Source organism: Halomonas sp. DP8Y7-3 (genome assembly GCF_019801675.1).
Lineage (GTDB): Bacteria > Pseudomonadota > Gammaproteobacteria > Pseudomonadales > Halomonadaceae > Halomonas > Halomonas litopenaei_A.
In genome coordinates this window covers 1-24,362 of record NZ_JAHVIO010000003.1, presented here as the reverse complement: position 1 = coordinate 24,362, position 24,362 = coordinate 1, and the positions used below count along the sequence as shown (strand labels likewise).

At 62.2% G+C, this 24,362-nt stretch carries 16 protein-coding genes; 4 read left to right on the top strand and 12 right to left on the bottom strand.

What is annotated here, in order from left to right; all coding sequences use genetic code 11:
* Positions 1-105 precede the first annotated feature (105 nt).
* Together acs and KUV86_RS02480 are read right to left on the bottom strand one after the other, a co-directional pair.
* Entirely contained in the window at positions 106-2,055 is a 1,950-nt protein-coding gene (acs, locus tag KUV86_RS02485) for an acetate--CoA ligase (protein ID WP_222237142.1), read from the bottom strand.
* A 166-nt stretch (positions 2,056-2,221) separates the two neighbouring features.
* Complete coding sequence (locus tag KUV86_RS02480) at positions 2,222-2,806, bottom strand: SprT-like domain-containing protein (RefSeq protein WP_222483471.1); 585 nt, start codon at positions 2,804-2,806, stop codon at positions 2,222-2,224.
* A 96-nt stretch (positions 2,807-2,902) separates the two neighbouring features.
* On the opposite strand from KUV86_RS02480, the gene KUV86_RS02475 reads away from it, so the two are divergent.
* On the top strand, positions 2,903-3,604 hold the full coding sequence (locus tag KUV86_RS02475; RefSeq protein WP_222483470.1) for a YecA family protein: 702 nt from the start codon (positions 2,903-2,905) through the stop codon (positions 3,602-3,604).
* Positions 3,605-3,726: 122 nt separating this feature from the next.
* Here KUV86_RS02475 and KUV86_RS02470 read toward each other — a convergent pair whose 3' ends face one another.
* Positions 3,727-4,851 (bottom strand): phospholipase D-like domain-containing protein, encoded by a 1,125-nt coding sequence (locus tag KUV86_RS02470; protein ID WP_222483469.1) that lies wholly within the window; start codon positions 4,849-4,851, stop codon positions 3,727-3,729.
* Between the two features lie 236 nt (positions 4,852-5,087).
* Between KUV86_RS02470 and plsB the strand changes: the two genes are divergently transcribed.
* Complete coding sequence (gene plsB, locus KUV86_RS02465) at positions 5,088-7,523, top strand: glycerol-3-phosphate 1-O-acyltransferase PlsB (protein ID WP_261397524.1); 2,436 nt, start codon at positions 5,088-5,090, stop codon at positions 7,521-7,523.
* Here the strand turns inward: plsB and KUV86_RS02460 are convergent.
* From KUV86_RS02460 to ampD, 6 genes are all read right to left on the bottom strand, one after another.
* Positions 7,507-8,211, bottom strand: a complete 705-nt coding sequence (locus tag KUV86_RS02460) for a class I SAM-dependent methyltransferase (protein ID WP_261317320.1) — start codon at positions 8,209-8,211, stop codon at positions 7,507-7,509. The two genes, plsB and KUV86_RS02460, sit on opposite strands and share 17 nt — an antisense overlap.
* Positions 8,212-8,249: 38 nt before the next feature.
* A complete protein-coding gene (gene tsaB, locus KUV86_RS02455) occupies positions 8,250-8,969 on the bottom strand; it encodes a tRNA (adenosine(37)-N6)-threonylcarbamoyltransferase complex dimerization subunit type 1 TsaB (RefSeq protein WP_222483468.1) in 720 nt (239 codons plus the stop codon).
* A gap of 205 nt (positions 8,970-9,174) precedes the next feature.
* On the bottom strand, positions 9,175-9,831 hold the full coding sequence (gene adk, locus KUV86_RS02450; protein WP_222161672.1) for an adenylate kinase: 657 nt from the start codon (positions 9,829-9,831) through the stop codon (positions 9,175-9,177).
* Positions 9,832-10,144: 313 nt separating this feature from the next.
* Positions 10,145-12,184 (bottom strand): pyruvate dehydrogenase complex dihydrolipoyllysine-residue acetyltransferase, encoded by a 2,040-nt coding sequence (gene aceF, locus KUV86_RS02445; RefSeq protein ID WP_222483467.1) that lies wholly within the window; start codon positions 12,182-12,184, stop codon positions 10,145-10,147.
* Positions 12,185-12,258: 74 nt separating this feature from the next.
* Positions 12,259-14,931 carry a pyruvate dehydrogenase (acetyl-transferring), homodimeric type gene (gene aceE, locus KUV86_RS02440; RefSeq protein WP_222483466.1) on the bottom strand — a complete coding sequence of 891 codons (2,673 nt, stop codon included), beginning with the start codon at positions 14,929-14,931 and terminating at the stop codon, positions 12,259-12,261.
* A gap of 343 nt (positions 14,932-15,274) precedes the next feature.
* Positions 15,275-15,844, bottom strand: a complete 570-nt coding sequence (ampD, locus tag KUV86_RS02435; protein ID WP_315900954.1) for a 1,6-anhydro-N-acetylmuramyl-L-alanine amidase AmpD — start codon at positions 15,842-15,844, stop codon at positions 15,275-15,277.
* Positions 15,845-15,946: 102 nt separating this feature from the next.
* Here ampD and nadC point away from each other — a divergent pair, with 102 nt between their 5' ends.
* A complete protein-coding gene (gene nadC, locus KUV86_RS02430; RefSeq protein WP_222237134.1) occupies positions 15,947-16,804 on the top strand; it encodes a carboxylating nicotinate-nucleotide diphosphorylase in 858 nt (285 codons plus the stop codon).
* A gap of 155 nt (positions 16,805-16,959) precedes the next feature.
* On the opposite strand, the gene KUV86_RS02425 is transcribed toward nadC, so the two are convergent.
* Positions 16,960-17,481 carry a GNAT family N-acetyltransferase gene (locus KUV86_RS02425; protein ID WP_222483464.1) on the bottom strand — a complete coding sequence of 174 codons (522 nt, stop codon included), beginning with the start codon at positions 17,479-17,481 and terminating at the stop codon, positions 16,960-16,962.
* A gap of 234 nt (positions 17,482-17,715) precedes the next feature.
* Here KUV86_RS02425 and tsaA point away from each other — a divergent pair, with 234 nt between their 5' ends.
* A complete protein-coding gene (gene tsaA / locus KUV86_RS02420) occupies positions 17,716-18,435 on the top strand; it encodes a tRNA (N6-threonylcarbamoyladenosine(37)-N6)-methyltransferase TrmO (protein WP_222483463.1) in 720 nt (239 codons plus the stop codon).
* Between the two features lie 93 nt (positions 18,436-18,528).
* Here the strand turns inward: tsaA and KUV86_RS02415 are convergent, their stop codons facing one another.
* Both KUV86_RS02415 and KUV86_RS02410 read right to left on the bottom strand, forming a co-directional pair.
* The gene (locus KUV86_RS02415; RefSeq protein ID WP_222483462.1) at positions 18,529-19,242 is read right to left on the bottom strand and encodes an SH3 domain-containing protein; all 714 of its coding nucleotides are present in this window, start codon (positions 19,240-19,242) and stop codon (positions 18,529-18,531) included.
* A gap of 67 nt (positions 19,243-19,309) precedes the next feature.
* Positions 19,310-24,362: YadA-like family protein (locus tag KUV86_RS02410; RefSeq protein WP_222483461.1), on the bottom strand; the 5,053-nt coding region annotated here is incomplete at its 5' end.

Below are 24,362 nucleotides of genomic sequence, written 5' to 3'. Positions count from 1 at the left end.
CGCACCATTCGGTGCACTCCAGACGAAAAGACGCCGGTGGCGGGCATCGCCGCCACCGGCGTTTCGGCATGATTCATGCCATGTCGAGCGTCTGCCAACCCGCTGTTACTTGATGGCGCGGTGCTCGATCAGGTCTTCCACCACCGTGGGATCGGCCAGCGTGCTGGTATCACCCAGTCCATCGCATTCGTTGGCCGCGATCTTGCGCAAGATACGCCGCATGATCTTGCCAGAGCGCGTTTTGGGAAGCCCCGGCGCCCACTGGATATGGTCAGGCGATGCGATGGGGCCGATGTCCTTGCGCACCCACTGGGTCAATTCCTTGCGCAGTTCATCGCTGGGCTCCGCCTCATCGTTAAGGGTCACGTAGATATAGATGCCCTGCCCCTTGATATCGTGCGGGAAGCCCACCACCGCGGCCTCCGCGACGGCGGAGTGAGCCACCAGCGATGACTCGATCTCGGCCGTCCCCATGCGGTGGCCCGAAACGTTGAGCACATCATCTACCCGGCCGGTAATCCAGTAATAGCCGTCCTCGTCGCGACGACAACCATCGCCGGTGAAGTAGGTTCCTTCATAGGTCGAGAAATAGGTCTGCACGAAGCGCTCATGGTTGTTCCAGATGGAACGTGCCTGCCCCGGCCAGGAATCGAGGATGACCAGGTTGCCCTCGGTCGCGCCGTCAAGTCGCTTGCCTTCGTTGTCCACCAGTGCGGGCTGCACCCCGAAGAAAGGCAACGTCGCCGAACCCGGCTTCTGCGCAATGGCACCGGGGAGCGGGGTAATCATGATGCCGCCGGTCTCGGTTTGCCACCAGGTGTCCACGATTGGGCACTGGCCGTTGCCGATGACTCGGTGGAACCACTCCCAGGCTTCCGGATTTATCGGCTCCCCGACAGACCCCAGCAGACGCAGGCTGCTGCGCGAGCTGGAATCCATGACATGGTCACCATGGGCCATCAGGGCGCGCACTGCCGTCGGGGCGGTATAGAGAATGTTGACCTTGTGCTTGTCGACGATCTCGCCCATGCGGCCGTGAGTGGGGTAGCTGGGCACCCCTTCAAACATCAGGGTAACGGCGCCATTGGCCAGGGGCCCGTAGACGATATAACTGTGTCCGGTGACCCAGCCCACGTCCGCGGTGCACCAGTAGACCTCGTCCTCGTGATAGTCGAACACGTACTGATGGGTCAGGCTGGCGTAGGTCAGGTAGCCACCGGTGGTGTGCTTGAGCCCCTTGGGGGTACCGGTAGAACCAGAGGTATACAGGATGAACAGCGGGTCCTCAGCGCCCATCTCTTCCGCGGGGCAGTCAGTGTCCTGTCCTGCCACCAGGTCGTGGTACCAGACATCACGATCCTGGTGCCACTCGATATCCCCACCGGTACGCTTGACCACCAGCACCTTCTCCGCCACATCGGTGCCATCGCGGGTCAGCGCCGCATCCACGTTGTCCTTGAGCGGCACGTGCTTGCCGCCACGAACCGACTCGTCCGCCGTGATGATGATGCGAGAAGCAGCGTCCTTGACCCGCTGTGCCAGCGCGTCAGGGGAGAAACCGCCGAACACGACCGAGTGCACCGCGCCAATACGCGCGCAGGCCAGCATGGCCATGGCGGCCTCGGGAATCATCGGCATGTAGAGCGTCACCGTGTCGCCCTTGCCAACGCCAAGCGATTTCAATCCGTTGGCCAACTGACAGGTACGCTCGTACAGCTCGCGGTAGGTGATGATCGACGACTCGCCGGGATCGTCACCTTCCCAGATGATGGCCGGCTTGTCGCCACGGGTCTCGAGGTGACGGTCCAGGCAGTTGGCGGCGACATTCAGGGTGCCGTCCTCGAACCAGCGGATATCCACATTGTCACTGGCGTAGGAGACCGACTTGATGGTGTTGGGGGCCTTGATCCAGTCGAGGCGAGCGGCCTGCTCTTTCCAGAAAGCTTCAGGGTCTTCCACCGACTGCCGATAGAGCTTGTCATAGGTGGCCTTGTCGGCCCAGGCGGTCTTGGCGAACGTATCGGAGACCGGATAGACGTGCTTGTGATCGCTCATGGTGCTCTGTCCTTGGATACCCATTGAAGTGGAGAGCCAGCCGCCAACAGAGGCGTGTCCGGCGCGAATAACCTGCTAGCCAGCATAACGTTGCCAGCCCAGGCTTTCCCCTTAGACATTGGTATGACTATTTTTATTATTACAAACAAAGAGTTATGCCATTTTTTCAGTCGGCCCGATCGATGTAGCAAAGCCGCCCACGACAGTGACGACAGCGATACTCTTGACCGGCCTTCGCATTGGCGTGGCGGCGAGCAGAAAAATGGTGGTCACGACAGTGGCAACGATAGCGAAACGGTGCAGGACTGGACCGGCTGGTGTCAAAGCGATGAGTCACCCTGGGTGACAGGCCAAACAGGCGCACCATGACGGTCTGCCACTCCCGCCCGTGCGGACGAAAGGAAGGACCATCCTCAAGGTGCCAGACCAACCAGTGGGCTACCTCATGGGGAATCACCTCCTCAAAGAAGGCCTGGCGGTTCTCCTCCAGCAGCCTGGGATTGAAGCGCAGCCCTCCTCGGCCGAAATGCGCCTGACCAGCGCCCTTCCCCCGCAGATCACACCACACGGCGGGTTCCGGCAGATGCGGGTGAACGTCGCGACACAGGGCCACCGCCGCTTTCACTCTGGCATTCACCGCCGCATGCAGGGCCTCGGCCTCAAGCGCTTCCAGCCACTCTCCGTCCACCGCGGGAAGTACCGGGGCGGTGCCTGCCAAAGCAGCACGCGGTCTGCGTCGCGTCTCACTCATTGAATCATCAGTCTCCCTCAAGGAATGCTAGAATGCCGCCTCGAACCAGGGCGGTAAAGACCGTCCCCATTCCACCCCCGACCAAGTGAGCGCTCCATGTCCGACGCCGAAACGCCGCTCCCGCAACCGCTGCTCGAAGATGATGCTCTGGACCTGCTCGATGACTTTCTCGAGGAACGGGCCGGCGCTGATGCGCTAGACCTGATTGGCGCGCACGGCTTTCTGGTCGCCCTGGCAGTGGCGCCACGGGAAACCGATGCTGCCACTTGGGTGGCCGAGCTGTTCCACGGCTCACCGGAGTTCGAGTCAGAGCAGGAGCGTGAGATCATCCTGGGGCTGTTCGAGCAGCTCAGGTCCAACGCCATCAATGTGCTGGAAAGTGGGGGGCTGCCAGAGCTGCCCTTCGAGCTGACGCTGGATGGCATGGCAGCGGAAGAGACCCCCATCGGGGACTGGTGTGCCGGTTTCATGGAGGGCGTCTTCCTGGACGAGGCCCCCTGGTTCGAGGGCGACGAAGAAAGCGTCGCCACCTTGCTGCTGCCCTTCATGGCACTGTCGGGGCTGTTTGCCGATGAACCCGACATGGCGGACCTGGCCGGCGATGCAAAACGTCTGGAAGAGCTGGTCAACCAATTGCCTGAACTGGTGCTGGATCTGTATCTGCACTTCCGGGTGCCGCCGGATACCCCCAAGCCCAAGCCTAGAGGCAAGTCCCCCGCACGGGGCAAGGGCGCGCCACCTTCCGCCAAGAAGGGAGCAGGCGGCAAGGGCGGCTCCAAAGGCAAGGGCAAGCGCTGAACCTCACTGCCACTAGCGCTGCCACTAGCGCTGCCACCGGCGCTGCTACCGGCACTGTCATCGGGTTCGGCGAGGCCTGGCGTCGTCGAGCCCGCGCTAGATGAGGCGGTATCCACTGTCCATCAGCGCAAGCGCGTCATCCAGCCATCGAGAGTGCCATACAGCCAGGTTCTCAACTTTGCCCACAGTGAGCGGCGGCTCCAATGCTCATGCGAGATTTCCTTGCTGACGGCAAAATTGCGCTGGAACAGCGTCGCCACCTCCTGCGCCAGGCCAGCATCTTCCACTTCCTGGTTGGCCTCCAGGTTCCATTGCAGGCTCCAGTGATCAAAGTTGCATGACCCTAGACTGACCCAGTCGTCCACCATGACGAATTTGGCATGGATAAAGCTCGGCTGGAATTCGTAGATGCGCACGCCAGCGCGGAGCAGGCGCGAGTAGAAGCGCTGTCCGGCATATCGAATACCGGGATGGTCATGGTCCTGCCCTGGCAGCAACAGGCGCACATCCACCCCTTTGCGTGCCGCTCGCTGCAGTCTCAGTCGCGTACCCAATGTCGGTACGAAGTAGGGCGTACATAGCCACAACCGACCCTGACTGGTATCGATACGCTGCTGCAATGAATGACGGATCGCCTGAAAGCGATAGCCACGCCCCCACATGACCCTGGCCCGCATCTTGCCATCCGCCGCGTCAGCGGTGGCGGCTGCAGCGGGTACGCGAGGTAGCGCCGGCGCCTGGTCGGCGCCTCTGGCCAGCGGTGAATTCCACACCTGGGCAAACAGCGCGACCCAGTCGTTGACGACCGGCCCCCGCACCCGCACTGCCACCTCAAACCAGGCCGACAGGAAGTCATCCACCGCCCCAAATCCGCCGGTGAAGGCAAGCCGCTGGTCGACCACCACCAGCTTGCGGTGATCGCGGCTGACGTTGCGGGCTAATGAGTGCCAGCCCAGCGGGTTGAAGTCACGCAACCAGACTCCGCCTGCCGTCAGCCGCTGTCGATCAGCGCGTGACAGCCCCATCGCGCCGAATCCATCCAGCAGCAGATAGACCGCCACCCCCCTGGCGGCCGCATCGACCAACGCCTCGATGACTCGGTTGGCCAGCTCACCCGATTCCATCAGATACAACTCTACCAGCACAGATTCCTGTGCCTCAGCCACCGCCTCGAACAAGGCCGGCAGAAATCGATCTGCCTCTGGCAGCAGTTCCACCGCGTTGTGCTCACGCCATTGGGTACTCATCTCGCCTGGCCTCCATGCCATTGCATGCGGGTCGTTGCCTGGCCATGGCAGCGTCACACCCGCCACCATCGTGACTCCTGAATACCCTAATCAAAGGGCACAGAAAAGTCGCGAGAGAAGGTGGCCTGACGCCAGCCTTCTTCGCAATTAATCCCAAGTTTGCGTGTCCGATCGTTATACTGACGGCACACATGGATGACCGCCGAGCCCGGACTGCTCGCGGCATGGACAACGGGATGGCTATGTTTCACGCGCCGCTGCGACGACTGATCAAACTATGGACAGAGGTCCGCCTGGCCGAGCCGGCTCCGCTGCAGCTCAATCCCGACCTGCCGACGTTGTATGTGCTGCCAAGGCCAGCACTCAGCGATGTGCTGCTGCTGGATGCCTACTGTCGGGAGCATGGACTGCCTCCCGCCCACGGCAAGTTGGCGGAGCTTTCACTGCCACGCTGCGTGGCGCTTCCGGCTCGTGGCTCGCGCCTGTGGCGCGGCCGCGCGACCAGCGTTGCTCCATTTACCCAGCTTGTCGCCAACGGTATCCAGGTCCAGCTAGTACCGGTCAGCGTGTTCTGGGGTCGCGCCCCGGGCAAGAATTTCGGCTTCTGGCATCTGCTGGCAGCAGATAGCTGGCAACTAACCGGGCGAGTTCGACGGGCCTTGTCGGTCTTGATCAACGGCCGCGATGTGGAGCTGCAGTTCGGCGCGCCTCTGCACCTCGAGGAGCTGCACAATGGTGACCCATCGCTCACCAACCGCAAGGCCGCTCGCCTGCTCCGCGTGCATTTTCGCCGCGTGCGCACACGGGTGCTGGGCCCGGATCTGTCTCACCGCAGCACCATGATCCAGGGCGTCGTGGCCAGCGATGCGGTACGCCATGCCATCGAACAGCAGGTCGACCAGGGGATGTCGCCCTCGCGGCTAAAGCGACGTGCACGCCGTTACGGGCATGAGATTGCGGCAAACATGACCTATCCGGTGTTGCGCTTCCTTGCCGGCGCCCTGCGGCGGTTGTGGAATCGCCTGTACGATGGCGTCGATGTGACCGGCCTGGACAAGGTCAAGTCCCTGGCAGGCGACCACACCCTGATCTACGTGCCCTGCCACCGCAGTCATATCGACTACCTGCTGCTGTCCTACGTGCTTTACCGAGAGGGGCTGATGCCGCCGCACATCGCGGCGGGCAAGAATCTCAACATGCCGATCGTCGGCCCCCTTTTGAGGCGCGGCGGGGCGTTCTTCCTGCGCCGCAGCTTCCGCGACAACCGGCTCTATGGCGCCGTCTTCAACGAGTACCTGCATCGCTTGCTGGCCGGTGGCTACCCGATGGAGTACTTCATCGAAGGCGGGCGTTCGCGAAGTGGCCGCATGTTGTCTCCGCGTCCCGGCATGCTGGCCATGACCCTGACCTCATTCATGCGCTGTCAACGCGGCGACGACCGCCCGATGGTGTTCGTGCCTGTCTACATTGGCTATGAGCGCATTCTCGAAAACTCGAGCTATCAGCGCGAACTGAGCGGCGGCAAGAAACGCAAGGAATCGCCGCTGGGTCTGTTGCGGGTCATTGGCCGGCTGCGAGAGCCCTACGGCCGGGTCGCCGTCAACATCGGGGAACCGCTGCCCATCGCCGACTTCCTTGATCGGTCCGCCCCGGAGTGGCGCACTAGCGGGGCCGATGATCACCCCTGGTTGAAACCCACGGTCACGGGTCTTGGCCACCTGCTGACGCAGCGTATCAATGAGGTCGCCGCGCTGAATGCTGCCAACCTGACCGGCCTTGCCCTGCTGGCGTCACCTTATCGCGCACTGGAACACGCGACGCTGTGTGACCAGTTGGCGCTGCTGAGCCGGCTTGCCCGCAGTCCGGCCTGCGCCCAGACGCCCAGCTTACCGGCCGAATCGCCAGAGGACTGTGTGACCAAAGCCGTCGCGCTGGAGCTGGTCGAACGCCACCATCACCGCCTGGGTGATATCGTCAGTGCCACCCCCGCCCAGGCCGCGCAACTGGCCTGGTATCGCAACAATGTGCTGCACCTGTTTGCTCTGCCGGCCCTGGTGGCCTTTGCCTTCCGTAGCCGAACTCAGCGCAGCCCAGCAGAGCTGCACGACCTGCTGCGTCCTCTATGGCCACCCTTGGCACATGAATTCTGCATCAGCGATGATGCCGATCTTGGAGAGCGTATCGATGCCATCCTGACCAGCCTGTGTGATCTCGACCTGCTGGAACGCTACGGCGCGAGCTTCACCCCGAAGGACAGCCTGGCGGCGCGGGAGCGGCTGCAGCTGGTCGGACGCATGATTCAGCCGTCGCTGGAACGCAACGCGCTGCTGATCGAAGTTCTGCTGCACGCGGGCAGCGGCACCCTGACCCGGCAGGAATTGACCGAGCGCTCCCGCGACCTGGCAGAACGGCTAGGCCTGCTCAGCGGCCGCGAGGCACCGGAATTCTTTGATCCCAAACTGTTCGAGACATTGATCGACACCCTGGGGCAGGAAGGCTGGATCTGGCTTGAGCAGCAGCAGGTCCACTTCGATGAGTGTCTCAGACAAGCCGCCCAGCGTGCCTCTCGCCTGCTCGATGCATCACTGCGCAGACGCCTGGCGCTGATCACCCGCTACCGCGAAAACAGTGACGTGCGCGACCGCCAGTCCGCGCTCAACCCTGAGCCTTGAGCGAGCGATGCACGTAGATATCGTAGCGGCTGGTTTTCTCTTCCAGCCGGTGCCTTGGCTCGGGCCCATCGATCGGCGGAGCCTTGCGCGGGCGCTTGACCACCACCCGGTGAGTCGCCACATCAAGCGCCGCCTCCAGCAAGCGCGGCGCGTCAGCATCATCACCTGCCAACTCCCGGAAGACCCGCATCTCCTTCTTGACCAGCGCTGACTTGTCCCGATGAGGAAACATGGGATCGAGATGGATCACTTCGGGTGCCTTGTGATGGTCCGCCACCAGCTCGGCGAGATCACGGCTGCTGTCGCCGTGACATAGGGTCATGCGCTGCGCCGCATCACGGGTTTCCTCGCAGCCACGTGCACGTTGCAGGCCATCGTCGAGCAGCGCGGCAATGGCGGCCACACGCTCGATCAGCAGCACGTCGGCGCCCAGGCTCGCCAGGACGAAGGCGTCACGCCCAAGCCCAGCGGTAGCATCGACCACCTGGGGCGTAATGCCCTTTGCCAGGCCACAGGCCCTGGCCACCAGCTGACCGCGTCCTCCGCCGAAGCGTCGGCGATGACCATCACGACCACCGATAAAGTCGACCCACAGCGGCTTGCCGTAGAGGGCCTCATCCCCTGCCAGCACTAGCCGTCCCTGCTCGTCTCGCTCAAGCAAAAGCCCGGCTTCGGGGCAATGCTCCAGCGGGAAGGGCAAGGCGAGCCCTGGGGCCAAGCGTACGCTCACTGAGCACGCTTCCTTGCCGTCTTCTTCCAGGCCACCTGGTCTCGAAGATAGACAGGCTGAGCGTCATGGGGCCGCTGACCGCCGCCAGCGTCGAACACCTGCACGGCAAGTCGCGCCATGTCTTCGGCAGCCGGATCGATGTCCACCACTGTCAGGTTCAGGTTGGCCTGGAGCTCTGCCGGCATCTGATCCCACAGGGCCCAGCCAGACCCAAGCCCGACCCAGTCATGATCCTCATGCTCTTTAGGCAGTAGCAGCCGCTCCGGTGGCAACACCGCTTCGTCCACCAACGCTACCGGCAGGCCATCATCGATGCGCCAGGCAGCGGCATAGACTTCCCCCATACGAGCGTCCAGAGCCGTCACCATGTAACGATAACGGTGGCTGCGATAACCGCTCAGAGCCAGCGCTTGCAGCGTCGACACGCCGATCAGCGGTCGTCCCAGACCATAAGCAAGCCCCTGAGCCACTCCCGCCGCGATACGCAGTCCAGTGAACGAGCCTGGCCCACGACCGTACGCCACGGCATCCAACGCATTGGCCGTGACGCCAGCCTCTGCCAATACTTCATCCACCATCGGCATCAAACGCCGAGTGTGCTCTCGCGGGGTCTGCGCAAAACGTGCCAGCACTTCATCCGGCTGGCCGTCGATACGGCGCAGCAAGGCCGCAGAACAGGCGCTGGAAGAAGCGTCGAGGGCCACAATCAGGGTCATGTTGGACTCATCCTGCAAGGGAAAAACCGGCGCATTATAAAGCAAGTGACCGGCAAATGGGGGCCGGCACCCGAGCTCGTCGGACATTTGGCGGGCTCAGCTGACGGGCTCATTTGACAGGCTCATTTGACAGGCTATGCCCGGTAAACGACCACGGCCCGCCAATGGCGGGCCGTGGTCAGCGATGCACGGGCGGGAAGCCTGACTAGCCCTCCAGGGCCTCGAGCACCTGACGGGTGATGTCGTCCACGCTTCCGACACCTGCGACACGGTGGTAGCGAGGTGCAGCCTCAGGCGCCTCGGCTGCCCACTCCTGGTAGTAACCCACCAGCGGCTCGGTCTGTTCGTGATACACGGACAGGCGATTGCGCACGGTGCTCTCGCTGTCGTCTTCACGCTGGATCAGCGCCTCGCCGGTGACGTCATCCTTGCCTTCTTCCTTCGGCGGATTGTAGACGACGTGATAGACGCGACCGGATGCCGGGTGGACGCGACGACCCGCCAGGCGATTGACGATCTCTTCATCGGCCACGGCAATTTCCAGCACGTGGTCAATCTTCACACCACCGTCCTTCATGGCGTCGGCCTGGGGAATGGTGCGGGGGAAGCCGTCGAACAGGAAGCCATTGGCACAGTCAGGCTGAGCGATGCGCTCCTTCACCAGAGCGATGATGATGTCATCGGACACCAGACCGCCGGTATTCAGGATTTCCTTCACCTTGAGCCCCAGCTCACTGCCTTCCTTGACCGCTGCGCGCAGCATGTCGCCAGTGGAAATCTGCGGAATGTCATAACGCTCGCAGATGAATTGAGCCTGGGTGCCCTTGCCGGCTCCCGGTGCACCCAAGAGGATCAAACGCATCAGTAGAACTCCTTCGAAAAAGCGAAAAATTCGGGGTGAAGAATAGGGTTAGCGAACAATACCCGCGCAGCTCTGGCGACACAACCTGAGACAACCGCCACAGCACCGGAAAAAGATGATAAACAACTGTAATATCAAATAACTAAATACTGGATTGCACTTTCGTCAGGCGTCATCAAAGGTTCATGATTCGCGTGACGTAGCACAGCATGGCACCAACACCTCTGATCAGGTGAAGGGCCACTTGATGAGCGGGCCGCCAACGACGAACGGCGCCTTGCGGCGCCGTTCGTTGCTCCCAGGTGGAGCAGGCTTACAGCAGCAGACGCCGGACGTCGGTCAGCAGCTGTCCCAGCAGCGCGGTAAAGCGCGCCGCGTCGGCCCCGTTCACCGCACGGTGATCATAGGACAGCGACAGCGGCATCATCAGGCGTGGCTGGAAGGCCGCACCATCCCATACCGGCTTCATGGACGCCTTGGACACCCCGAGAATCGCCACTTCAGGCGGGTTCACAATGGGGGTGAAGGCGGTGCCGCCAATCGACCCAAGGCTCGAGATGGTGAAACAGCCACCGGTCATCTCTTCGCGCTTGAGTTTCTTGGACTGGGCTTTCTTGGCCAGCTCCACCGACTCCTTGGCCAGGTCGATCAGCGACTTCTTGTCGGCATCACGAATCACCGGCACCATCAGGCCGTCAGGCGTATCCACGGCGATGCCGATATGCACATACTTCTTGTGCACCACGGTCTCGCCGTCGGCCTTGAGGCTGACGTTGAACTGCGGGTACTTGGCCAGGGCGTATGCACACGCCTTGATCATGAACGGCAGCGGCGTCAGTTTCGCACCCTGAGCCTCGGCTTCCGCCTTCATCGACTTGCGGAAGGCCTCGAGCTCGGTGATGTCGGCCTCGTCAAACTGCGTCACGTGGGGAATGTTGACCCAGCTGCGATGCAGGTTGTTGGCGCCCATCTTCATCAGGCGGCCCATCGGCTTCTCTTCGATCTCACCGAACTGGCTAAAGTCCTGATCGGGAATCGGCGGAATACCGGAACCACCCGCGGCAGCTGCCGGAGCGGATGCCCCCTGGCTCTTGCCTTGATTGGCCATGGCCTGCTTGACGTAGTTCTGGACGTCTTCCTTGAGCACTCGGTCCTTGGGACCGGAGGGCTTGACCAGGCCAAGATCGACACCCAGCTCACGTGCCAGCATGCGCACCGCCGGACCCGCGTGCACGTTCTTGGCATCGCGAGGCTTGTCCGCCACGGCAGAGCCCTTGGCGCTATCCGCCGAACCGCCGCCAGACGCCTGCTGCTTGGACGCCTCCTGCTTGGGCGCTGCCTGCTTAGCCGCTTCCTGCTTGGGCGCTGCCTTCTTCTTGGGCGCTGCACCGGCCACTTCGATATAGCCGATCAAGTCGCCCTCGGAAACGGTGTCGCCTTCCTTGACCGAAAGTTCGACCACCTTGCCCCTGAAGGGGCTTGGCACGTCCATGGAGGCCTTGTCAGACTCCAACGTGATCAGGGCGTCTTCGACATCGACCTCATCACCCTCACTGACGGCCATCTCGATGATCGGTACGTCACTGGAACCGGAGAGATCCGGCACGCGCACTTCCTGACGGCCGCCTTCTGCGGCGGCGTCATCATCGTCACCGTCATCCTCGGATGCCGGCTCGCTGGCCTCAGGCGCGCTGGCGGACGCAGCGTCATCCGACGCGCCATCATCCTCGTCGCCGCCTTCACCCGCCACTTCCATGGTGCCGATCACATCGCCTTCGGAGACGGTGTCGCCTTCCTTCACGCTCAGGCTGACCAACTTGCCGGCGTGGGGGCTGGGCACATCCATGGAAGCCTTGTCGGACTCCAGGGTAATCAGGGTATCTTCTTCGGCGACATCATCGCCTTCGGACACCGCCACTTCGATGATCTCCACATCGCTGGAGCCACCGAGGTCCGGAACCTTGATCTCCACGGTACGACTGCCGCCGCTCTGCTTGGGAGCAGGCTTGCTGTCGCTGGCCGCTGACGCCTCCTGCTGGCTGTCGGCCTCCGCCTTGGGGGCGTCGTCCTTGGCATCGTCAGCCGCGTCGTTGCCTGCGTCGGCATCGCCACCGCCTTCGGCTTCGATCTCGACGATGTCGTCACCTTCGGAGACGGTATCCCCTTCCTTGACCAGCACCTTGATGACCTTGCCGCCCTTGGGCGCGGGCACATCCATGCTGGCCTTGTCCGACTCCAGGGTGATCAGCGTATCTTCCGCTTCGATCACGTCGCCCTCGGATACGGCGATCTCGATGATTTCTACATCGGTGTCCCCACCGATATCGGGCACTTTGATGATTTCGCTACTCAAGGTCGCGCTCCTTCAAACTCTTGACGGAGGCGGGCCTCCCGGCCCGCCATGCCACCGAACATTCCCTTGTCGCCTCAGACGTCCAGGGGGTTGGGCTTGTTCGGGTCGATGTCGTACTTCTTGAGTGCCTCGGCCACGACCTTGCGATCGATCTCGTCGCGATCCGCCAGCGCCTTGAGCGCCGCCACGGTGACGTAGTAACGATCCACCTCGAAGAAGGCACGCAGCGCTTCGCGAGTGTCGGAGCGACCGTAGCCGTCGGTGCCCAGTACATGATAGTCGGTCGGCACCCAGGCGCGAACCTGGTCGGCGTACAGCTTCATGTAGTCGGTGGACGCGATAGCCGGACCCTTGCGCCCTTCGAGGCACTTGGTGACATGGGGCTTCTCGGGCTTGGCCTCAGGGTTGATGAAGGCCTGACGATCGAGACCGAGCGCTTCACGACGCAGCTCGTTGAAGCTGGTCACGCTCCAGATATCCGAGCCGATACCCCATTCTTCGGCAAGCATTTCAGCGGCTGCCTCGACTTCGCGCAGGATGGTACCCGACCCCAGCAGCTGGACGTGTCCCTTCTTGCCCTCGGTCTCGCGCAGCAGATACATGCCCTTGATGATGTCCGCGGCGGGAATCTCGGCAAGCTCCGGATGCTCGTAGTTTTCGTTCATCAGGGTCAGGTAGTAGAAGCAGTTCTCCTTGTCGGCGAACATGCGCTTCAAACCATCCTGCACGATGACGGCCACTTCGTGGGCGTAAGTGGGATCGTAGGTCCGGCAGTTCGGGATCATCGCTGCCTGCAGCAGGCTGTGCCCGTCCTGGTGCTGGAGACCTTCACCATTGAGCGTGGTACGGCCGGCGGTGCCGCCACACAGGAAGCCTCGCGCCTGCATGTCACCCGCGGCCCAGGCCAGATCACCGATACGCTGGAAGCCGAACATCGAGTAGTAGATGTAGAACGGCAACAACGTGGTGTTGTTGTTCGAGTAGGACGTGGCGGCGGCAATCCACGCCGACATGGCGCCGGCCTCGGTGATGCCTTCCTCGAGGATCTGACCTTTCTGATCCTCGCGGTAGAACATGATCTGTCCCTTGTCGACGGGCTCGTACTTCTGCCCTTCGGAGGTGTAGATCCCGAGCTGACGGAACATCCCTTCCATGCCAAAGGTACGGGCCTCGTCGGGGATGATCGGCACCACGCGCTTGCCGATCTTCTTGTCCTTGACCAGGCCGTTCAGGACACGCACGAAGGCCATGGTGGTGGACACCTCACGGCCCTTGGACCCTGCGGTCTGGGACGCAAAGGTCTTGTCGTCAAGACCAGGAATTTCCAGCGCTTCAAAGTCCGCACGACGACTCGGCAGGTAGCCACCCAGCTGCTCGCGGCGGTAGTGCATGTACTTCATTTCCGGAGAGTCATCTTCGGGCTTGTAGTACGGCACATCCTTGAGCTGCTCGTCGGAGATGGGAATGCCGAAGCGATCACGGAACCGCTTGAGCGCTTCGTACTCCATGGTCTTGACCTGGTGGGCTTCGTTGGCCGCCTCACCATCGCCGCCACCCATGCCGTAGCCCTTGACGGTATGCGCCAGGATCACGGTGGGACGGCCGTTGGCGTTGGTGGTCGCCTCGTGATACGCCGCGTAGACCTTGAACGGGTCATGACCACCACGGTTGAGCTTCCAGATGTCCTCGTCGGACATGTCCTTGACCAAGTCGGCGGTTTCCGGGTACTTGCCGAAGAAGTGCTCCCGGGTGTACGCGCCGCCGTTGGCCTTGTAATTCTGGTAGTCGCCGTCGACCGCCTCGTCCATGCGCTTCTGCAGCATGCCCTTCTTGTCTTTCTCGAACAGCGGATCCCAGTGGCGTCCCCAGACGACCTTCAGCACATTCCAGCCGGCGCCGCGGAAGACACCTTCGAGCTCGTCGATGATGCGGGAGTTACCGCGCACCGGGCCGTCGAGACGCTGCAGGTTGCAGTTGATGACGAAGATGAGGTTGTCGAGTTTTTCGCGGCTGGCCAGGTGAATGGCACCGAGGGATTCCGGCTCGTCGCATTCGCCGTCACCCATGAAGCACCAGATCTTGCGGTCCTGCATATCATGCAGTTCGCGGGAGTGCAGGTACTTCATGACGTGGGCCTGGTAGATCGCCTGGATCGGGCCCAGACCCATGGACACCGTGGGGAACTGCCAGAAATCCGGCATCAGCCAGGGGTGCGGGTAAGAGGACAAGCCATTGCCGTCCACTTCCTGGCGGTAGCTGTCCATCTGCTCTTCGGTCAGACGACCTTCAAGGTAGGCACGGGCATAGATACCCGGCGCCACGTGGCCCTGGATATAGATCAGGTCGCCTTCGAAGTCTCCGTTCGGGGCGCGGAAGAAGTGGTTGAAGCCCACGTCATACAGCGTCGCGGAGGACATGAAACTGGCGATGTGGCCACCAAGCCCTGGCTTGGCACGGTTATTACGAATGACCTGGGCAATGGCGTTATAGCGGATCACCGAGCGGATACGACGCTCCATGAACAGGTCGCCCGGCATCGGCGCTTCACAGTGCACCGGAATGGTGTTGCGATGCGGGGTGGTGACCGAGAAGGGCACCTGCATGCCGTCCTGGCGATAACGGTCGGCGAGCCGTGTCATCAGGTACCGGGCACGATCCTCGCCCTCGCGATCCAGGACTGACTCCAGGGAATCCAACCATTCCTGGGTTTCGACCGGATCGAGATCTTCTCTTGAACCAAGACTCATAGAACGTCTCTCCGAATGACGATGGGGGTCCACTGCCCCGCGATCGAGGCCAATGAGCGAGCGGGATTGAGGAGTAATCCCCGGCCGCCTCGCAGCGTCAGGCATGTAGTAATATTACGAGATTATCCGTGCCAACCGGGCACGATTGGGCAAGAAGATACCTCAATCGCCCTGCACTGCCAATTGAACCAGCTATGGAAATGTTTTTCAATTCAGCTATATTGCACTGCAACACAATGGCTTAGCCACGCTCCTCTGCCAGTTATGTGACGAAAGTCAGCCACTTGTAAACAAACTACCGTTTGACACCCGGCTTGCGGTCGAACTGTGCAAGAACGCTGGCCTAGGCCCTCGACTCGCGGCACTGCAAACAGCGGCGCAGATAAGCCCAGTCAAAAGACGGACCCGGGTCGTCCTTGCGCAGAGGGGCGATTCGAGCATGACTGGTCAGCCTTTCGGGGGTGATGAGTGGGTAGGCATCAAACAGATCGTGCAGCACCTGTGCCAGACGTCGGTACTGTGCTTCTCTATATGGCGTCGATGGATCACCTTCGAGTTCGATGCCAATGGAAAAATCATTCAGCTCGTCACGCATGCGATGCCCATCGAACCAGCGCGAGCGCCCAGCGTGCCAGGCGCGAGCCTCGAAGGGAGCAAACTGCACGCACTCGCCATCTCGTCGAATCAGCAGATGCGCGGACACCTTGAGCCCCGCTATCTTGGCAAAGTAAGGATGGGCCTCTGGCACCAGCCGGTTACAGAACAGCGCTTCGATATGATCACCGCCAAACTCACCCGGCGGCAGGCTGATCGAATGCAGCACCACCGCAGACACTTCCTGGTCGGGCCGCTCATTGATGTTCGGTGAAGGTACCTGTCGAGCATCGTTCAACCATCCGTTCACACAGGTCACTGGCCTCTCCTTGCCGGTATCGGAGTCTGTCGCCCAGGCACTGACGCCGAGGCTTATCCCCCCTATAATGTCGGCTCCACGCGCCGCAATACAGAGATATCCATGCATTTCCAGGACGCCCTTGCCGAAGAGATCCGCAACAGCGCCGCTCGCCTGCTGGCAGAGGATGTCGGCCCGGTGGACATTACGGCTCAGCTGATTCCCGAAAAACACCAGGGCCACGCCCGAGTCATCAGCCGCGAGCCGGCTATCCTGTGCGGCGTGGCTTGGGTCGACGAGCTGTTCCGCCGCCTTGACCCGCGCGTCACCTTGACCTGGCATGCAGCCGACGGTGATCGACTGACGCCCGACGTGCCGTTTCTTGAGCTGACTGGCCCTGCCAGGAGCCTGCTCACCGGCGAGCGGGCCGCCCTGAACCTGCTGCAGACGCTATCTGCCACGGCCACCCGAACGCGCCACTATGTGGACCTGCTGGAAGGGACCGGGGTCAAGCTGCTGGACACCCGCAAGACGCTACCCGGCATGCGCGTCGCACAGAAGTATGCGGTGGCCTGCGGGGGCGGCACCAACCACCGGATAGGGCTCTACGATGCCTTTCTGATCAAGGAGAATCACATCTGGGCCTGCGGCGGTATCGCCGGAGCCGTGAAGGAAGCGCGCAGCATCGCCAAGGATCTCACCGTGGAGGTCGAAGTCGAGACCTTTGATGAGCTCAACCAGGCGCTGGCAGCCGGTGCAGATGTCATCATGCTGGACAACTTCTCGCTGGACGATATGCGCGAAGCCGTGCGCCAGGTCGCCGGTCGCGCCACGCTGGAGGCCTCCGGCAATGTCGATGAGACCACCCTGAAAGCGATCGCTGACACCGGCGTCGACTGCATTTCCAGCGGCGCCTTGACCAAGGACATCAAGGCGATTGACCTGTCCATGCGGATGGTGGAAGACGGCCCAGCTAGCTGACAGAGGCTTACGGCGGACTCGTTACTGATAGAGGGCCTATCGCTGACAGAGGGCTTATAGAGCGTACCCCCGCACGCTGGCAGGCGTGCGGCCGGGTCATCGTCTCAGGATAATGTCAGAGCCCGCGTCGGAGCCATGTCGGCGTCATGTCAGCGTCATGTGAGAGCCTTGCTCAGACACAGGCGAGGCAGCCGTTCCCCGTTACGCTCGACCCACTCTTCGCCATGGGATACCCAACCAGCCCTGAGCAAGGGTTCGGCCAACAGCAGGCTGGCCTCGATGATCATTCGTCTGGCTCCCGCCTGCTTGAGTCGTTCCTCCGCCAGCTCGAGCAGACGCCTGCCGATCCCCTGTCCAGCCAGGGATGGCCAGACGTAAAGCGTCTCGATTCTGGCACGGGCGATGTCGTACTCGACAAAGCCGACACAGCGGCCGTCACAGTCCGCCACCAGGGTCGTAAACAGTGCCTGACGAGCCCGCCAGGCGGCGCCCTCGCGGGGCAATGCCGAGGCCCAGGCATGACGTTGCTCGATGCTGTAATGACGGCTGGCACCGGTCATGACCGCGTGATAGAACACTTCCGCCTGGTCCGAGGCGTCATCCGCCAGGGCTTCGCGATAGCGGATACGCGGAAGCCGGACTTCCTGTGCGGGCGATGCTGGATGAGGGGCAGACATGAAAGACACTCCTGGGGGACTGGCAGCCATCAACCTCGCCTGGCGAGGTTCGCCAAGCCTACCCACAAGCCGAGCTCTGTCCAATAGCCAGCTCCATCTTGATACCAGCCGAGAGAAGATAATGCCCCACTGCTTTGCCATGACACGATGCCTGCATCCGCTGATCACCGGTACGTCGGCCCTCCCTGCGACGCCACTCGACCATTTTCCTCTTGCCGGAGCCACTGCCTGAGCATGTCCGACTCCAGCTTCACGCTTACCCCCATCGGCACCATTCACAGCGACTTTCCCGATAAGTTTGGTGTCCCCAGGCAGCCGGGCCTGGTCAAGGATGCCAGAGCCTGGCTCACACTCGAGGGCGAGTTTGCCGACCCCTTGGCGGTCAGAGGCCTCGATGAGTTCAGCCACCTGTGGCTGACCTTCATCTTTCACCTTAGTCCGCAACGCTGGAAACCGATGGTTCGGCCGCCTCGCCTGGGCGGAAATGCCCGAATGGGCGTATTCGCCAGCCGCAGCACACATCGTCCCAACCGACTCGGGCTATCCTTGGTCGAACTCCTCGACATCGACACCACCGCGGGCGTCAGTTTGCTGTTGGCCGGCGCGGACCTGGTGGATGGCACCCCGGTGGTCGACATCAAGCCGTATCTGCCCTGGACCGAAAGCCGGCCCGATGCCAGGGCGGGGTTCGCCCCCACCGCCCCCATCCAGCATGCCGTGTCCTTTTCTTCCGAAGCGCAGGCTGCACTGGATGATCACCCACACGGGGCATCGCTTAGGCGCTTGATTGTCCAGGTCCTGAGCCAAGATCCTAGACCGGCCTATCGAGGTCATGACGACCAACGCCAGTACGGCGTCAGCCTGCGCGACGTCAACGTGCGCTTCCATGTTGAGCATGAACATGAAAAAGGCGCCCTGCGCTTCTGCGTGGACGCCCTGGAGCGGAACAGCTGACACGATAAGTAACGCAGAGCTTTCAGGTGACTGCGGCCTTGCCTAAAGAGCTGCGCTACCCAATACATCCTACGACATCAGCGAGCGCTTCCCTCAGCTGGGATCCGCCGCCTGCAACAGGCGACTGGCCACCCAGCCTACTGCACGATCATCATCGACATAGACGTGACTCCAGCCATCGACCTCCCCGATCACGTGGACCTGCTCACCTTGGCCGGCCCACTCAATCACGGGGAAGTCGGTCGAGCCCCCTTCACGCACATTGGCTCCGCGTACCTTGATCTGCTTGACCACAAGCCTAGCCAGGACGGCCTCGAGGTTTTCCGCGGCCACTGCGACCCCCGCTGAAGACGCCAGTGAGAAACGACTCAAGGCCTGGCCAACATCACGCTCTACTCCCGCTCCCTTGAGGTACAACAGCCCAAGGTTGTTCTGGGCCAGCGGCGAGCCCGCCTCAGCGGCTTGGCGATACCACTCGGCCGCCTTGGCGGCATCCTGGGGGACCAGTCGTCCCGCTTCATAGAGCCCGGCGAGTTCAAGCGCTGACGAGACGCTACCGAGCTCTGCCGCTCGCTCCAGCAGGGAGATGGCTTGCTCGGTGTTCTGCTCGACGCCTCGCCCTTCGAGAAACAGGATGCCGAGGTTATGCAGTGCGTCCTTGTCACCCTGCTGCGCCAGAGGCAGCCACTGTTCATACGCGGCGGGGTAATTGCCATTAATGTAGGCATCGATGCCGCTTTGCACGCTTGCCAGGGCCATTGCTGGCGTCAGCAGCAAGCCCGCTACTACGCTTATCCATCGCTTCATTACTTCACGCCCTCTTCCAACATATGTCCATGCGACACCCCACACCATGCAACGCGGGAATGCATTCTCAGTCGATCACCCCGGAAACCCCCAGCCCCACCGTCGGCCCCCCATGGGATGCGCCGATCCCTAGCCCCACACTCCAGCGACCGTCATCTGCCGTGCGCCGGAGGCTCACACCCAGGGCCGATTCGCCGTTGTGGTAGCCAGTACCGATGTGGTAGGTGAACTTCCCCGCGACATAAGGGGCATCCGCCATAGCGGCCAGGGCGGCGATGCCACCACTGGCATCACGCTCGACTTCATTGATCTTGTCGCTGAGATGGTCATAGGCGTGGCTGAACTTGCTATCCAGTGCATTCAGCTGGCCAAGGTTGACCGCATCGTAGGTCGACGTCCCTGACGCTACATTGTGGATCTGTACAGGCTCATCACCCTTACCGAGGCTGACAGAACCGTAGTCGACGCTGCCGTCATCCTTGCGGTCATAGTTGACAGCGCCCTCCTGCACGGACTTGAGCTGACGCACATTGACCGCATCGGTGTCTTCGGTACCACCGGCCACGTGGGTGATCTGGCGCTCACCGCCTTCGCTCCCGACCGACAGCGCGCCCTGGGACGACGCCACCGCAACGTCAGAGAAGGCCTCCTGCTTGCCATTCATGCCCTCGCGATCGGCGATTGCCCCGCTACCCAGAGCCACGCCACCCTTGGACTCAGCGACGGCCTTGCCGCCAATGGCGATGCTGTCATCACCCTTGGCCTGGGCGGCAGGAGCGCTGGAGTTGGCCTGGAAGTACTGGCTGTCCTGCGCCGACACTTGCAGATCGCCAACATCTTCCATCAGGTCCCAGATCTGACCACCATTGACGGCCTCACTGCTGCCTTGACTGATGCTGCCATCCGCTACGTTGGTGATAAGCGTACCGCCAGTGCCCCCTAGCGTGATCTGACCCTTGTCACCGTCTGCGTCATATTGCACCGCGCTATCCGCCAGCGCTGCGACATCGCCGTTCATGTCATCGATGACGTCCTCGATGCCATCCACATCGCCTTCCACCCGAGCCACACGGTCATTGGTGTCCTTGAGCTGGCTGCCGTTGATCGCTTCCTTGCTATCACTGGCAATCTTGCCGTCAGCCACGCCATCCAGCACCGTTCCGCCCGCAGCCCTCGTCTTGGCACCGAGGGTCACCCGGCCCCAGTTGACGCTGCCATCGCCCATGCGGTCGTAGGCCACCAGCTCGTTCATCGCCTGATGGGTCGCGAAGAGCTGACTGCCATTGATGGCATCGGTGGAATCCGCTGCCACACGTCCCGCCGCCAAGTGGGTCAGCGTGCGCTCCTTGCCCACTGCACCGACACTGACCGTCGCCAAGGGGGAACCGCCTGCCACTGTACGAGACTGACCAAGAAGGGTGACGGTATTCGTTGCCACGGCATCCTCTGTCACGGACTGCGCGCCCAGGGCAACAGCACCTGCCTGAGTGGCCTTGGCCCCGGCACCGAGGGCCACGGACTGTTCCCCGCCACCCTGTGCTGACGAGCCGATCGTCACCGCATCGGCCAGAGAACTATGGGCCTGGTCACCGATGGCAATCGCCCCGGCTGCGGATGCTTCCACCTTGGCTTGGTAACCGACACCGATGGCGTCGTCGGCATTGACCACAGCACCAGGGCCCGCCGCCATGGCATTGTCACCTGATGCGACGGAGTCTTCGTCTACGATGCCGTTGGCATGGAAGAACAGTGCATTGGTATCCGATAGCGAGCCGATGGCCCCCTTGAGCTGACGCAACGTCACCGCGTCATGGTCCTCGACACCATCGGCGACATGAGTGACCTGTCGGTACTCGCCAGTCTTGCCAACAGAGACTTCACCCAACAAGGTGCCGTCACCCGTGTTGTAGGAGACCACACCGGAACCCGCTGCAAACTGCCCAGAAACCGGAGCAATCGCGCGATCGGCCTTTGCCCCGCTGCCCAGTGCGACGCTGGACGCGACGCTGACAGAGGCTCCCTTACCGATGGCGAGGCTGTTGTCACCCATGGCGCTGGCAGAGGGCCCCATCGCCAGGCTATCCACACCTGTGGCGACAGACACGTCACCAGTGGAGTTGGCCTTGTAGTAGCGCGCGTTAGCCTCTATGCCTCCGATGGCATCGATATTGTCCTGAATGTCATCGCGGTTATCTCTGATGGCGCTGGCATTGATGCTGATATTGTCGGCGTTGACGCCGATATCCGTTTCCGCCTCGCCCAAACGGGTATCCAGTCCCCCCACCGCCTGGTTGGTGGCGTATAGCTGGCTGCCGTTCACCGCATCGGTGCTGGTCGCGGTCAGGTTTCCTTTCGCCACATTAGTCAGCTTGGTGCCATCGGTTCCGCCGGCGAGGGTGATACTGTCGGTATCGACATGGTCGTTACTGTCCAGGTCATACTTGACCACGCCCGCATCCAGGGCACCCACCGCCTGATTGGTGGCGTAAAGCTGGCTGCCATTGACCGCGTCGGTACTGGTAGCGGATAGCTGGGCCGCCGCGACATTGGTGATAGTGCGCTCGCTACCAGCAGCGCCAACGCTGACGGTACCCTTGGCATCGCCACCCGCGAAGGTGTACTCGGTGCCCGCCACGGTACCTTTTGCGGTATCGACGATGGCGGCCGTGGTAGCACCGTTACCTAACGCCACGCTGTTGGCAATGCTGGCGTTGGCCCCGTTGCCGATGGCCACACTATTACTGGCGCTGGCCTTGGCCACCGGTCCCATGGCCAGGCTGTCGGTACCGCTGGCATCGGCGCCATCAAGAGTAGACTTGGCTTGGTAGTACTTGTTGCCGCTCTCGAGCGCATCGATATCACTATTGATCGTGGTGATATCGCCTCTGTTTTTGGCCACTTCTGTATTCGTAGCGAACAACTGACTACCGTTCACTGCATCGGTACTGGTCGCGGATAGGCGACCTGCTGCCACGTTGGTGATGGTGCGCTCGCTACCGACGGCACCCACACTGACGGTGCCCTTGGCATCGCCACCCGCGAAGGTGTACTCGGTGCCCGCCACGGTACCCTTGGCGGTATCGACGACTGCCGCCGTGGTGGCACCGTTACCTAACGCCACGCTGTTGGCAATGCTGGCGTTGGCCCCGTTGCCGATGGCCACACTATTACTGGCGCTGGCCTTGGCCACCGGTCCCATGGCCAGGCTGTCGGTACCGCTGGCATCGGCGCCATCAAGAGTAGACTTGGCTTGGTAGTACTTGTTGCCGCTCTCGAGCGCATCGATATCACTATTGATCGTGGTGATATCGCCTCTGTTTTTGGCCACTTCTGTATTCGTAGCGAACAACTGACTACCGTTCACTGCATCGGTACTGGTCGCGGATAGGCGACCTGCTGCCACGTTGGTGATGGTGCGCTCACTGCCCACTGCCCCCACGCTGACGGTGCCCTTGGCATCGCCTCCGGCGAAGGTGTACTCGGTGCCCGCCACGGTGCCCTTGGCGGTATCCACGATAGCCGCCGTGGTCGCTCCGTTACCCAGGGCAACGCTGTCAGCCACCGTAGCCTTGGCGCCGTTGCCGATAGCCACACTATTGGCCTTGTCTGCCACCGCAGAGGGCCCCACCGCCAGACTATCGGTGCCGGAGGCCGACGCCGCCGTGCCGGTGGAGTTGGCCTGGTAGTACTTGGCGTCCGTCGTCAGGTTGGCAATATCGCTATTGATCGTGGTGATATCGCCCCTGTTCTCGGCCACTTCTGTATTCGTAGCGAACAACTGACTACCATTCACCGCATCGGTACTGGTCGCGGACAGCTGGCCCGCCGCCACATTGGTGATGGTGCGCTCGCTACCCACTGCCCCCACGCTGACAGTACCCTTGGCATCGCCACCGGCAAAGGTGTACTCAGTGCCCGCCACGGTACCCTTGGCGGTATCCACGATGGCGGCCGTGGTCGCTCCGTTACCCAGGGCCACGCTGTCAGCCACCGTAGCCTTGGCGCCGTTGCCGATAGCCACACTATTGGCCTTGTCTGCCACCGCAGAGGGCCCCATCGCCAGACTATCGGTGCCGGTAGCCGATGCCGCCGTGCCGGTGGAGTTGGCCTGGTAGTACTTGGCGTCCGTCGTCAGATTGGTGATATCGCCTTCGTTCTTGCTCACTCGCTCGTTAGTGGCAAAGAGCTGACTGCCATTCACCGCATCGCTGCTCTCTGCCGTCAGGCCTCCATCTGCCACGTTGGTCAGCGTAGTCCCATCAGTCCCACCGGCCAGGGTGATCTTGTCAGTATCGACATTGTCGTCTCCGTCCAGGTCGTACTTGACCACACCCGCATCCAGGGCACCCACCGCCTGGTTGGTGGCGTATAGCTGGCTGCCATTGACCGCATCGGTACTGGTCGCGGATAGCTGGCCCGCCGCCACATTGGTAATGGTGCGCTCGCTACCCGCTGCGCCCACGCTGACGGTGCCCTTGGCATCGCCACCGGCGAAGGTGTGCTCGGTACCCGCCACGGTGCCCTTGGCGGTATCCACGATGGCCGACGTGGTAGCACCGTTACCCAGGGCGACGCTGTCTGCCACCGAGGCGTTGGCCCCGTTGCCGATAGCCACGCTGTTGGCCTTGTCCGCCACCGCAGATGGGCCCATGGCCAGGCTGTCAGCGCCGGTGGCCGACGCTGCGGCACCAGTGGAGTTGGCCTGGTAGTACTTGGCGTCCGTCGTCAGATTGGCAATATCACTATTGATCGTGGTGATATCGCCCCTGTTCTCGGCCACTTCTGTATTCGTAGCGAACAACTGACTACCGTTCACCGCATCGGTACTGGTCGCGGATAGGCGTCCTGCTGCCACGTTGGTGATAGTGCGCTCGCTGCCCACCGCACCGACGCTGACGGTGCCCTTGGCGTCGCCACCGGCAAAGGTGTGCTCGGTACCGGCCACGGTACCTTTTGCGGTATCGACGATGGCAGCCGTGGTAGCACCGTTACCCAGAGCTACGCTGTCTGCCACGGTGGCCTTGGCCCCATTGCCGATAGCCACGCTATTGGCCTTGTCCGCCACCGCAGATGGGCCCATGGCCAGGCTGTCAGCGCCGGTGGCCGACGCTACGGCACCA

What these genes read in the sequence shown, in the direction of transcription:
- acs (WP_222237142.1), bottom strand. Translation starts at nt 2,055, where the DNA reads ATGAGCGATCACAAGCACGTCTATCCGGTCTCCGATACGTTCGCCAAG.
- KUV86_RS02480 (WP_222483471.1), bottom strand. Translation starts at nt 2,806, where the DNA reads ATGAGTGAGACGCGACGCAGACCGCGTGCTGCTTTGGCAGGCACCGCC.
- KUV86_RS02475 (WP_222483470.1), top strand. Translation starts at nt 2,903, where the DNA reads ATGTCCGACGCCGAAACGCCGCTCCCGCAACCGCTGCTCGAAGATGAT.
- KUV86_RS02470 (WP_222483469.1), bottom strand. Translation starts at nt 4,851, where the DNA reads ATGAGTACCCAATGGCGTGAGCACAACGCGGTGGAACTGCTGCCAGAG.
- plsB (WP_261397524.1), top strand. Translation starts at nt 5,088, where the DNA reads ATGGCTATGTTTCACGCGCCGCTGCGACGACTGATCAAACTATGGACA.
- tsaB (WP_222483468.1), bottom strand. Translation starts at nt 8,969, where the DNA reads ATGACCCTGATTGTGGCCCTCGACGCTTCTTCCAGCGCCTGTTCTGCG.
- adk (WP_222161672.1), bottom strand. Translation starts at nt 9,831, where the DNA reads ATGCGTTTGATCCTCTTGGGTGCACCGGGAGCCGGCAAGGGCACCCAG.
- aceE (WP_222483466.1), bottom strand. Translation starts at nt 14,931, where the DNA reads ATGAGTCTTGGTTCAAGAGAAGATCTCGATCCGGTCGAAACCCAGGAA.
- nadC (WP_222237134.1), top strand. Translation starts at nt 15,947, where the DNA reads ATGCATTTCCAGGACGCCCTTGCCGAAGAGATCCGCAACAGCGCCGCT.
- KUV86_RS02425 (WP_222483464.1), bottom strand. Translation starts at nt 17,481, where the DNA reads ATGTCTGCCCCTCATCCAGCATCGCCCGCACAGGAAGTCCGGCTTCCG.
- tsaA (WP_222483463.1), top strand. Translation starts at nt 17,716, where the DNA reads ATGTCCGACTCCAGCTTCACGCTTACCCCCATCGGCACCATTCACAGC.
- KUV86_RS02415 (WP_222483462.1), bottom strand. Translation starts at nt 19,242, where the DNA reads ATGAAGCGATGGATAAGCGTAGTAGCGGGCTTGCTGCTGACGCCAGCA.